This is a genomic window from Klebsiella sp. S69 (genome assembly GCF_016516145.1).
Taxonomy (GTDB): Bacteria; Pseudomonadota; Gammaproteobacteria; order Enterobacterales; family Enterobacteriaceae; genus Klebsiella; species Klebsiella oxytoca.
The window spans coordinates 14,997-27,580 of record NZ_JACVUU010000006.1 but is presented as its reverse complement, the minus strand read 5'-3'; the positions used below and the strand labels follow the sequence as shown (position 1 = coordinate 27,580).

The 12,584-nt window shown below is 54.2% G+C and carries 8 protein-coding genes; 3 read left to right on the top strand and 5 right to left on the bottom strand.

The genetic code is table 11. The features are described 5' to 3' along the window. Positions 1-18 precede the first annotated feature (18 nt). Together rapZ and npr are read left to right on the top strand one after the other, a co-directional pair. Positions 19-873 (top strand): RNase adapter RapZ, encoded by an 855-nt coding sequence (gene rapZ, locus IAE27_RS07490; protein ID WP_004106169.1) that lies wholly within the window; start codon positions 19-21, stop codon positions 871-873. Further along, positions 870-1,142 carry a PTS phosphocarrier protein NPr gene (gene npr, locus IAE27_RS07485; protein ID WP_004106170.1) on the top strand — a complete coding sequence of 91 codons (273 nt, stop codon included), beginning with the start codon at positions 870-872 and terminating at the stop codon, positions 1,140-1,142. Before rapZ ends, npr begins: the two co-directional genes overlap by 4 nt. 50 nt (positions 1,143-1,192) lie before the next feature. On the opposite strand, the gene mtgA is transcribed toward npr, so the two are convergent. From mtgA to IAE27_RS07460, 5 genes are all read right to left on the bottom strand, one after another. Beyond that, positions 1,193-1,921 (bottom strand): monofunctional biosynthetic peptidoglycan transglycosylase, encoded by a 729-nt coding sequence (mtgA, locus tag IAE27_RS07480; RefSeq protein ID WP_154022675.1) that lies wholly within the window; start codon positions 1,919-1,921, stop codon positions 1,193-1,195. Next, complete coding sequence (elbB, locus tag IAE27_RS07475; protein ID WP_070557495.1) at positions 1,918-2,571, bottom strand: isoprenoid biosynthesis glyoxalase ElbB; 654 nt, start codon at positions 2,569-2,571, stop codon at positions 1,918-1,920. Before elbB ends, mtgA begins: the two co-directional genes overlap by 4 nt. 234 nt (positions 2,572-2,805) lie before the next feature. Then, positions 2,806-5,145, bottom strand: coding sequence for an aerobic respiration two-component sensor histidine kinase ArcB (gene arcB, locus IAE27_RS07470; RefSeq protein ID WP_004106175.1), 2,340 nt, complete (start codon positions 5,143-5,145; stop codon positions 2,806-2,808). A 149-nt stretch (positions 5,146-5,294) separates the two neighbouring features. Then, positions 5,295-6,359, bottom strand: coding sequence for a mannonate dehydratase (gene uxuA / locus IAE27_RS07465; RefSeq protein WP_004106177.1), 1,065 nt, complete (start codon positions 6,357-6,359; stop codon positions 5,295-5,297). A gap of 158 nt (positions 6,360-6,517) precedes the next feature. Next, entirely contained in the window at positions 6,518-7,441 is a 924-nt protein-coding gene (locus tag IAE27_RS07460; protein WP_070557494.1) for a TIGR01212 family radical SAM protein, read from the bottom strand. A 673-nt stretch (positions 7,442-8,114) separates the two neighbouring features. Between IAE27_RS07460 and gltB the strand changes: the two genes are divergently transcribed. Next, on the top strand, positions 8,115-12,575 hold the full coding sequence (gene gltB, locus IAE27_RS07455; RefSeq protein WP_083307766.1) for a glutamate synthase large subunit: 4,461 nt from the start codon (positions 8,115-8,117) through the stop codon (positions 12,573-12,575). Positions 12,576-12,584: the final 9 nt, after the last annotated feature.

Sequence of the window (12,584 nt, the reverse complement as noted above, 5' to 3'; positions counted from 1 at the left end):
ACTGAGGAGAAACGGTACATGGTACTGATGATCGTCAGCGGCCGTTCAGGGTCGGGGAAATCCGTCGCCCTGCGAGCGCTGGAAGATATGGGTTTTTACTGCGTCGATAACCTGCCGGTTGTGCTGTTGCCAGAGCTGGCGCGTTCGCTCGCCGACAGAAACATCTCGGCGGCCGTCAGTATTGACGTGCGAAACATGCCCGAATCGCCGGAAATCTTCGAGCAGGCGATGAAAAATCTGCCCGCAGAGTTTTCACCTCAGCTGCTGTTCCTTGATGCCGATCGTAACACCCTGATTCGCCGCTATAGCGACACCCGTCGTTTACATCCTCTATCGAGCAAAAACCTGTCGCTGGAAAGCGCCATTGATGAAGAGAGCGATCTGCTGGAACCTCTGCGCTCCCGCGCCGACCTGATCGTCGATACTTCTGAAATGTCGGTGCATGAGCTGGCAGAAATGTTGCGCACGCGTTTGCTGGGCAAACGCGAACGCGAACTGACGATGGTATTTGAATCCTTTGGCTTTAAGCACGGCATCCCTATCGATGCCGACTACGTTTTTGACGTGCGCTTTCTGCCGAACCCGCACTGGGATCCGAAGCTGCGCCCGATGACCGGCCTTGATAAACCCGTGGCCGCTTTCCTCGACCGGCACACGGAAGTTCATAATTTCATTTACCAGACCCGCAGCTATCTTGAGCTATGGTTACCTATGCTGGAGACCAATAACCGCAGCTATCTGACGGTAGCTATTGGTTGTACCGGTGGTAAACACCGTTCGGTTTATATCGCCGAACAGCTGGCTGACTACTTCCGCTCACGCGGTAAGAACGTGCAGTCCCGTCATCGGACGCTGGAAAAACGCAAATCATGACCGTTAAGCAAACCGTTGAAATCACCAATAAGCTGGGCATGCACGCTCGCCCGGCGATGAAGCTGTTTGAATTAATGCAGAACTATGATGCTGAAGTCCTGCTGCGCAATGATGAAGGTACTGAAGCTGAAGCGAATAGCGTGATTGCCTTGCTGATGCTCGACTCGGCTAAAGGCCGTCAGATTGAGATTGAAGCTAACGGCCCGCAGGAGGTTGAAGCGCTGGCCGCCGTTATCGCGCTATTCAACGCCGGGTTTGATGAAGACTAGAGGTATTCCCCGGCTGCAGCGGTGCTGACCGGGGAGATCTGATAGCAAGTTTATTGATGTAGCTTATTCGCCCGCATAAAACCTTCCCCACCCAACTGCCTCATCTGGCGCAGGATCCACGCCTGACGGCTGTGAACATAACCCGACGGCGCATCGGCGCGAAAGCGAATGGGATTGGGCAAAACCGCAGCTAAAAGCGCGGCTTCTGCAGCCGTCAGTCTACTGGCAGGTTTGTGAAAATAGCGCTGCGATGCGGCTTCTACGCCAAACGTTCCGTCGCCAAACTCAGCAATATTGAGGTAAACGGTGAGGATCCGTTTTTTGCTCCAGACCGTCTCGATGCCGACGGTCAGCCCCGCCTCCAGCCCTTTTCTCAGCCAGCTGCGGCCATCCCACAGGAACAGGTTTTTTGCCGTTTGCTGCGACAGCGTTGACGCTCCGCGGATCCGGCTGTCATTGCGCTCGTTATGCGCCAGCGCCTTCTCAATGGCCGAAACATCAAACCCCCAGTGCTCCGGGAATTTCTGATCTTCTGCAGCAATAACGGCAAGCCCCATCCACGGCGAGACTTCATCCATCCCCACCCAAACGGAATGGGCGACATAATGAAAATTCCCGGAAAGCCAGGCGCTGACCTGCCGCTCCAGCATCACTGCCGAAAAAGGGACGGGCACGATACTAAACAGCGCAATTCCGCCGCCCCAAAGCACCACGCAAGCCAACAGCAGCCTCAGAACAAAACGCTTCATCATCCGCAGCGGCGAAAAGCGGAGGGTCATGCGGCCAGCACCAGGACGCGAGCGACCAGTTTTTCAATTCCGTTCGCCGCCTCCGCGATGTTCTGCGCCAGCATGTACGCCGGAGTCGTCACCACTTTGTTATCTTCATCAACCACAATATCATCCACCGGGCAAGGCACGTGCTCAGCGCCCATTTCCTCTACCGCATCGGCGGTATCGAGATCGGTTCCGATGGTCACGCGTAGCGGAATAGCGAAAATTTTCGGCAACAGCGCCGGAGCGATGCAGATAAAGCCCAGCGGCTTACCGGCTTGATGCATCGCCAGAGCCAACGTTTTAAGATCGCTATCCACTTCACATTCGCTCCCCCGCGAGGCAAAGCTACTGAGATTCTTTGCCGCGCCAAAACCGCCGGGCACAATCAGCGCGTCCAGCTCATCCGCTCGGGCATTGGCCAAAGGCTGAATCTCTCCGCGCGCGATACGCGCCGCTTCCACCAGCACATTACGGCTTTCCGCCTGCGCTTCGCCGGTCAGATGATTGATAACATCGGTTTGTACTTTATCCGGCGCATAGCAAACGGCCTGAGCCCCGCTGCGGGCAATTGCCAGCAGGGTAATGACAGCTTCATGGATTTCACTTCCGTCATAAACGCCGCATCCGCTCAGCACGACACCAATTTTCTTCATCACATCAGCCCCTTAGTACAAGTTTATGAAAGCAGTCAAAAATTTTGATTTACTCGCTATGCTTCACATATTTTACTGTTTCACGTAACAAAATATTTAAGGTTTGCTATCTTAATGAGCGAGTAAGCCAAATCCTCAGGTTGCGCCGTGTAAAAAAATCACTTAAATGATTCTGGCGCAACGTCCAGTTCCCTGGTGTTGGCGCAGTATTCGCGCACCCCGGTTTATCCGGGGTCATTTTTTATCTGCCGCCGCGACCCACGCTTTCAGTACCGCGACATCGCTTTGCCATTCGGATTTCATCTCTTCAACCCATTCGCCAACGTTATCCGCCCATGCGGGTAAATCCGGCGTCTGGATCTGCTGACCTAACTGTTGAATATGGCGCAAACCGATCGAGCCCGCAGCCCCTTTAATCTTGTGCCCCTCTTCAACAATTCCTTTCTGGTCGCGAGCGGTTAAATTAGACTCCAGAACCGCCATATAGCCCGGCATCATTCTTTCAAAGACGGCCAGACCGTCATAAATAAGCTTCGGCCCTACCAGTTCGATGTACTGCTCAAGCATCGGAATATCCAGTACTGAAGCCGATTTACTGCTATCTACAGATGGCATCTCATTCTCCTCTTCTTCCGGCGCATCCCAGAATTTTTTGATAATCGCGGTTAATGCCGGAACCGATAACGGCTTACTCAGGACATCATCCATTCCCGCTTCCAGATACTCATTCTTGTTCTTCAGTACGTTAGCGGTAAGCGCAACCAACGGCGGAAGCTCGTCGGCGGCAAAGCGCTGTTTAAGCTGACGAGAGATATCAAGGCCGGTCATATCCGGCAGTTGGATATCAAGCAGCACCAGGTCGTATTCGCCGGGGACGAACATCTCCAGCGCAGCCTTACCGGTCATCGCCACATCGACGCTATTGCCAAGCTTCTCAAGTACCGATCGCGCAACGATCACGTTTAGCTCAATATCTTCCACCAGCAGCACGTTCAGCGCAGGTAATGGCATTTCATCTTCCGCCAGCGTATCTTCAACCTCTTCCGCAACGGCCGGAGCGTGTACGGTGAGGGTAAATGTCGCGCCTTTACCCGGCAGGCTGGAAACGCAGATATCCCCCCCCATATTTCGCGCCAGGCGACGTGATACGGCAAGGCCGATACCGGTGCCCGTCGCTGGCTTGCCGCCCTGGCTATCTTTAACCTGGTAATACATGGCGAAAATCTTATCCTGCTCCGCTTCAGGGATGCCGATACCAGAATCTTCCACTTCGAAGTGCAGTATATTCCCCTCGTCATAGCGCACGCGGACGTTCACATTCCCGCCTTGCGGAGTAAATTTCACGGCATTACTAATAAGATTCCACAAGATTTGGCGTAAACGCGTTCCGTCGGTGATCACTTTATGCGGCAGCGGAAGCGTGGGTTCCAGCACAAAATGCAGACCTTTCTGCTGCGCCTGCAGGCCGGAGAGGTTTTCCAGGTCCGCAAGGAAACCGGTAAAATCAACCGGCTGGTTGTCCAGCTGAATTTTACGCCGCTCCATCTTATCCATCTCAATAATATCATTGAAGATATTACCAAGGGTTACCGCTGAGACATGGATGGTTTTCAGGTATCTTTCCTGTTCGCCGGTCAAATCGGTATCCAGCAGAATTCGGCTAAGCCCTACAATGCCGTTAAGCGGCGTACGCAGCTCGTGGCTGATCGTTGAGATAAAGGTGGTCTTATCTCGGCTGGCTCGCTCCAGAGCGTCCTGATAGCGCTTACGCTCCGTGATATCGCGGCCAAAACCCATCAGGCCGCGCCGCTTACCTACGCGGTCGTAATAAGGAACCTTACGGATTTCAAAGCAGGCCTTACGCCCGTCCGGATAATCCAGCCACTGTTCGTAGGTTAGTGAGACGTTATGGCGGAAGACTTTCTCATCCGTTTCCAGCACCTTTTCCGCCACTTCTTCGGTATAAACATCCTGCGGCTTCAGATGGATAAGCTGCTTTTCACTTTTGCCTGTCAAAAGCTCCATCGCACGGTTACAACCGGAAAACTCTTTATCTTCATTACGATAGAAAACCAGATCCGGAGAAGCATCAAGGAAGGAGCGCAGAAAAGAGGATTGTTGCTCAAGCTGAATTTGCGCCTCTTCACGCTCTTTCATCTCAATTTTGAGCTGCTCAAGCGTCGTTTCACGTTCCGCTTCCGCCTTTTCACGTTCGCCGATTTCCTGATTAAGCTGGGCGATATTGTCCTTGAGCTGCACATTCAGCTTGAGATCGCGCTCGCGCATCTCCTCCAGTTTCTCTACCAGTCGCGAGAGGCGCTGCCGGGACTCTTCCAACTGCTCAACCACCACCGAAAGGAAATAGACCGCCCACGGGGTAATCAGCAGGCCAAAGAAGATGGAGCGGATCACATCAATACTTTCCACCTGGCCATGCAGCACCATCGTAACGGCCATCTGCACAACTATCGCCAGCACCACCAGCGCAAAGGCCAGCAGCATTGAAAAGCGCACCAGACCCAGCTTCATCATCAGGTCAACATAATACTGCGCCAGCATACGGATTTGCTTCATAAGGGATTCCTTCGCGACAACTTCGCACAATAATACTCAATTCTGAGCAAGACGCTGTAAGTTGTGCAAAAAATGCGGGAAGGATTGCAGTTACGCGGCTGACGCTGAACGGGCGTCAGCCGGAAATAGAGAAGAGAACAAAACGAGCGTTAGCGTTTACTGAGCGCTTCCCACAGCCCCTTCAGGTAGGTCACGCCCAGCGCACGGTCGTACAATCCATAACCTGGCCGCCCTGTTTCACCCCAGATAAAACGTCCATGATCCGGGCGTATATAGCCACTAAAACCATTGTCATAAAGCGCCTGCATCACTTTATACATGTCCAAAGAGCCGAATTCTGACGGATGAGCGCATTCATAAAAGTCTTTATCTTTAATAAGATTAATATTACGCACATGGGCAAAATGGATACGCTTGCGCCGTGTAAACTCGGCCAGAATCGAGTAGACGTCATTGGCAGGATCTTCCGCGATTGAACCGGTGCAGAGCGTGATGCCATTGGCCTCAGAATCTACCGCCCGGCAGATCCAATCCAGATCGTCGCGATTTTTCACGATACGCGGCAAGCCAAAAATAGAGTACGGCGGATCGTCCGGATGAATAGCCATTTTCACGCCGACCTCTTCGCAGACGGGGATAACCGCCTTCAGAAAATAGACCAGATTCTCCCGCAGCGTCTTGTCATCAACATCTTTGTACTGCGCAAACAGCTCCTGAACTTTGGCCAGACGCTCAGGTTCCCAGCCCGGCAGCGCAAATCCATTTGAGTTATCCAGAACCTCTTTCACCACCTCTTCCAGGCTCTTATCAATGTCCTTTTTTTCAAAAGCCATCGTCCGGGAGCCATCCGGCAGAACATAGTTCATATCGGTCTTCATCCAGTCAAAAACCGGCATGAAGTTATAGCAAATCACTTTTACGCCAAACCGGGCAAGATTACGGATAGTCTGTTGATAGTTGGCAATATAGCGATCGCGGGAAGGCAGCCCTATTTTAATATCGTCATGAATATTGACGCTTTCGATAACTTCCATTTTTAGCCCGGCATCATGAACCTGATTTACCAGGCGCTGGATTTTTTCCAGCGGCCATACCTCACCAACCGCGACATCATAGAGCGCCCCCACCACGCCTTCAACACCGGGAACCTGGCGGATATATTCCAGAGAGACCTTGTCTTCCTCCGGCCCAAACCAACGCATTGTCATTTGCATACGAAATCACCTGATTCAATATTATTAACGGTCATAGCCTACTACCATACAAGATAAAATAACCAGATTTATATCAACGACAGTGACGTTGGTCACACCACTTTTTTTCACAGGATAAAGCAAAATAAATCCGCCGTAGCGATGACGTTATCCGCCTGCTATGGAGAGATCCAGCGACGACCGAGAGCAGACCCCTGAACGCCGTGTTCATTGAGGTATTTATCCAGTTCAACCATCCCGGTCCAGCGGTTCTCACACCACAGCGGCGCCAGCAGCGTTGGGCGGCGCGCGCTGGCGGAGATACGGTGAAAAATCACTTCCGGAGGGGTGTGACGGATCATCTCTCCTGCGGTAACCGTATAGTCGTCCAGCGCAATACCGTTTAACCTTCCTGCCTGCCAGGCCCTGGCCATAATGCTCCCCTTCACAATATGAAGTGGATGCAGCTTAATGCCGTCTACGCCGGTCTCCACTACCTGCTCTAAGGTCTCCAGGCATTCACCCAGTCCCTCGCCCGGCAGGCCGACAATAAGATGGCTGCACACCTTCAGACCGCGCTCGCGAGCCAGCCGGGTGGTTCGCTGATAGCAGGCAAAATCGTGGCCGCGATTAATTCGGTGCAGCGTTTTATCATGCGCGGTTTGTAAACCCAGCTCGAGCCATACTTCGTAGCCCTGCTCCCGATACTCACTCAGCAGGTCCAATACGGCTCCGGGGACGCAGTCCGGACGGGTGCCCACGCACAGCCCGACGATGCTGGCCTGGCTGATTGCCTGCTGATACATGGAGCGCAGTACCTGAACTTCGGCAAACGTACTGGTATAGGCCTGGAAATAGGCCAAATAGCGCTTAGCCCGGTTTACCCGCTGCGCCTGATGGGCTAGCTGCTCAGCAATCGAACGGTGCTGCTGCTCTTCATCGGCAAAAGAAGCGACATTACAAAAGGTACAGCCGCCACGACCAATGGTGCCATCGCGATTTGGACAGCTAAACCCACCGTGCAGCGTCAGTTTGTGAACCTTTTCTCCATATCGGCGCGCAAGATCCCCACCAAACATGTTGACTAATTTTTGTAACTGCATAATCTGATAGACCGGCCTTAAGAAAGGGGCCAAGCCTGCCATTTTTAGCTACCGACGGCGATGACCTGGATCAATCGTCAACGCGGCCGCTCACCTCATTGCATAAACAATCAAGATAACTGCAATTTAATTCATGTTCAGGGTAATGAGTTTTCCTTATACATAGCCGCTGATTGGCAATTATCTTTACCCTGGCACAAAACAGTATTAGCCACCAAAAAATAAATAAAAAGCAGTTTAAAAAACTGTGATAAAAAAACAATTCAGCACAGACAGATAATGTCGTGCCGTCGATACAGTGAGACAGATCACACTCGATTCTGTCTCCTGGCGCGTTTCAGTAGTATTTAAAACGCATTTATTCTCTTAAAAATCATTTAATTAGCTGTTGCATAGCACATTTTTGTATAAATAAGATTGCCATTTGACGTATGTGTGGATTCCCGATAAGTTGGGAATCCGCTGGAAGCTTTCTGGATGAGCGCTCTGCTCATCATATTTATGCAGTAATTGAGATTCCCTCTTAACAGCAAGTCCTCAAACTTGTGTACCGATGCGAAAAGGATTTAAAGAGGGCGAATGCGAGGTGTAAACCCCGTCGCCATGCTCTTTCTGTGCCCGTGCGCAATCGGTATCGGAGGGTGTCCCGTAGAGCCTGGGGAGGTTCACTGATATGTTGTACGATAAATCCCTTGAGAGGGATAACTGTGGTTTCGGCCTGATCGCCCACATAGAAGGCGAACCTAGCCACAAGGTAGTGCGAACCGCTATACACGCACTGGCCCGAATGCAGCACCGCGGCGCGATTCTTGCCGATGGAAAAACCGGCGACGGTTGTGGCTTGCTGCTACAAAAACCCGATCGTTTCTTCCGAATTGTTGCGGAAGAGCGCGGCTGGCGTTTAGCCAAAAATTACGCCGTTGGGATGCTGTTCCTTAATAAGGATCCTGAACTGGCAAACGCGGCGCGCCGCATCGTCGAAGAAGAACTTCAGCGCGAAACGCTGTCTATCGTCGGCTGGCGCGATGTGCCAACCAATGAAGGCGTACTAGGTGAAATCGCCCTCTCCTCGCTGCCCCGTATAGAACAAATCTTTGTTAACGCCCCGGCTGGCTGGCGCCCGCGCGACATGGAGCGCCGCTTATTCATCGCGCGCCGTCGTATCGAAAAGCGTCTGCAGGAAGATAAAGATTTTTACGTTTGCAGCCTGTCGAACCTGGTCAACATTTATAAAGGTCTGTGTATGCCGGCGGATTTGCCGCGCTTCTACCTGGACCTCGCGGATCTGCGCCTGGAGTCAGCCATCTGTCTGTTCCACCAGCGCTTTTCCACCAATACCGTGCCGCGCTGGCCGCTGGCTCAGCCGTTCCGTTACCTGGCACACAACGGTGAAATCAACACCATTACCGGTAACCGCCAGTGGGCCCGCGCCCGTACCTATAAGTTCCAGACGCCGCTAATCCCTGACCTCCACGACGCCGCGCCGTTCGTTAACGAAACCGGCTCTGACTCCAGCTCTATGGATAACATGCTGGAGCTGCTGCTGGCGGGCGGGATGGACATCATTCGCGCAATGCGCCTGCTGGTTCCGCCAGCCTGGCAAAATAACCCGGATATGGATCCCGAGCTGCGCTCGTTCTTTGACTTTAACTCCATGCACATGGAACCGTGGGACGGCCCGGCGGGCATCGTGATGTCCGATGGTCGCTTCGCCGCCTGTAACCTCGACCGTAATGGCCTGCGTCCGGCACGCTATGTGATCACCAAAGATAAGCTCATCACCTGCGCATCCGAGGTGGGTATCTGGGATTATCAGCCGGATGAAGTCGTTGAAAAAGGCCGCGTCGGTCCAGGCGAACTGATGGTTATCGATACCCGCGAGGGGCGTATTCTGCACTCCGCGGAAACCGACAACGATCTGAAAAGCCGTCACCCGTATAAAGAGTGGATGGCGAAAAACGTCCGTCGTCTGGTGCCGTTCGAAGAACTGCCGGACGAAGAGGTCGGTAGCCGCCAACTGGACGATGATACCCTCGCCAGCTATCAGAAACAGTTCAACTACAGTGCCGAAGAGCTGGATTCCGTCCTGCGCGTACTGGGTGAAAATGGCCAGGAAGCGGTCGGCTCGATGGGCGATGATACCCCATTTGCCGTGCTCTCCAGCCAGCCGCGTATCATTTACGATTACTTCCGCCAGCAGTTCGCGCAGGTCACTAACCCGCCGATCGATCCGCTGCGCGAAGCGCACGTTATGTCGCTGGCCACCAGCATTGGCCGTGAAATGAACGTCTTCTGTGAAGCGGAAGGCCAGGCGCATCGCCTGAGCTTCAAATCGCCGATTCTGCTGTACTCGGATTTTAAACAGTTGACCACCATGGAAGAGGAGCACTATCGCGCCGACGTCCTGGATATCACTTTTGATGCCGCCGAAACCACGCTGGCTGAAACCGTGAAGGCGCTGTGCGATAAAGCCGAGCAGATGGTGCGTAACGGTACCGTTCTGCTGGTGCTCTCAGACCGTAACATCGCTAAAAATCGTCTGCCGGTACCGGCACCGATGGCGGTAGGCGCGATCCAGACCCGCCTGGTCGATAAGAGCCTGCGCTGCGATGCCAACATTATTGTCGAAACCGCCAGCGCCCGCGATCCACACCACTTTGCCGTGCTGCTCGGCTTCGGCGCGACGGCTATCTATCCGTACCTCGCCTATGAAACCCTGGCGAAGCTGGTCGATAACAAAGCCATCGACAAAGAGTACCGCGCAGTGATGCTGAACTATCGTAACGGCATCAACAAAGGTCTGTATAAGATCATGTCGAAGATGGGGATTTCGACCATTGCATCCTATCGCTGCTCGAAGCTGTTTGAAGCGGTCGGCCTGCATCGCGAAGTCTCCGATCTGTGCTTCCAGGGCGTTGTCAGCCGTATCGGCGGCGCGAGCTTCGATGATTTCCAGCAGGATCTGCTGAATCTGTCGAAACGTGCCTGGCTGGCGCGTAAACCGCTGGATCAGGGCGGTCTGCTGAAATACGTTCACGGTGGCGAATATCACGCCTACAACCCGGACGTGGTGCGCACCCTGCAGCAAGCGGTACAAAGCGGTGAGTACAGCGATTATCAGCAGTACGCGAAGCTGGTTAACGAGCGCCCGGCGGCAACGCTGCGCGACCTGCTTTCCGTCACCCCGGACGGAACCACGGTGAACCTGGACGACGTTGAACCGGCGAGCGAACTGTTCAAACGCTTCGATACCGCGGCGATGTCTATCGGCGCGCTGAGCCCGGAAGCGCACGAAGCGCTGGCGGAAGCCATGAACAGCCTCGGCGGCAACTCCAACTCCGGCGAAGGCGGCGAAGACCCGGCGCGCTACGGCACCAATAAAGTGTCGCGCATTAAGCAGGTCGCCTCCGGCCGCTTCGGCGTGACTCCGGCTTATCTGGTCAACGCCGACGTTATCCAGATTAAAGTCGCCCAGGGCGCTAAGCCTGGCGAAGGCGGCCAGTTACCCGGCGATAAAGTGACTCCGTATATCGCCAAACTGCGCTATTCAGTACCTGGCGTAACGTTAATTTCTCCACCGCCGCACCACGATATCTACTCGATCGAGGATCTGGCACAGCTGATTTTCGACCTGAAACAGGTCAACCCGAAAGCGATGATCTCCGTGAAGCTGGTCTCTGAACCGGGCGTCGGGACTATTGCCACCGGCGTAGCAAAAGCTTACGCGGATTTAATCACCATTGCCGGCTACGACGGCGGCACCGGCGCCAGCCCGCTATCGTCAGTGAAGTACGCGGGATGTCCATGGGAGCTTGGACTGGTAGAAACCCAGCAGGCGCTGGTTGCCAACGGGTTGCGCCATAAAATTCGTCTACAGGTCGACGGCGGGCTGAAAACCGGCCTCGATATCATCAAAGCGGCTATCCTCGGCGCTGAGAGCTTCGGCTTCGGGACCGGACCAATGGTGGCGCTGGGCTGTAAATATCTGCGTATTTGTCACCTGAACAACTGCGCAACCGGCGTAGCAACCCAGGATGACAAACTGCGTAAGAATCACTACCACGGTCTGCCGTTTAAAGTGACCAATTACTTTGAATTCATCGCCCGCGAAACGCGCGAGCTGATGGCACAGCTGGGCGTGAAGCGTCTGGTGGATCTGATTGGCCGTACCGATCTGCTGAAAGAGCTGGACGGTTTTACCGCCAAGCAGCAGAAGCTGGATCTGAGCAAGCTGCTGGAAACCGCGGAGCCGCATCCGGGCAAAGCGCTGTACTGCACGGAGAACAACCCGCCGTTCGATAATGGCGTCCTGAATGCGCAGCTGCTGCAGCAGGCAAAACCATTTGTTGACGGCAAGCAGAGCAAAACGTTCTGGTTCGATATCCGTAATACCGACCGTTCCGTAGGAGCCTCGCTGTCCGGCTATATAGCCCAGACTCACGGTGACCAGGGCCTGGCAGCGGATCCTATTACCGCCCACTTCAGCGGTACCGCAGGTCAGAGCTTCGGCGTGTGGAATGCCGGCGGCGTTGAGCTGCATCTGACCGGCGACGCGAACGACTACGTGGGTAAAGGGATGGCCGGCGGCCTGATCGCCATTCGTCCTCCGGTAGGCTCGGCCTTCCGTAGCCATGAAGCCAGCATTATCGGCAACACCTGTCTGTACGGCGCGACCGGCGGTCGTCTGTATGCTGCGGGTCGTGCGGGCGAGCGTTTCGCAGTGCGTAACTCCGGGGCTATCACTGTCGTCGAAGGTATCGGCGACAACGGCTGTGAATATATGACCGGCGGCATCGTCTGCGTGCTGGGCAAAACCGGCGTCAACTTCGGCGCAGGCATGACCGGCGGCTTTGGTTACGTACTGGATGAAGACGGCGACTTCCGTAAACGCGTGAACTCTGAACTGGTAGAAGTGCTGGACGTTGACTCTCTGGCCATCCATGAAGAGCACCTGCGCGGTTTAATTACCGAGCATGTGCAGCTTACCGGTTCACAGCGCGGTGAAGAGATTCTGGCCAACTGGCCGGCCTTCTCGGCGAAGTTTGCGCTGGTCAAACCGAAGTCCAGCGATGTTAAAGCACTGTTGGGTCACCGTAGTCGTTCCGCAGCTGAGCTGCGGGTGCAGGCGCAGTAAGGGGTTAAG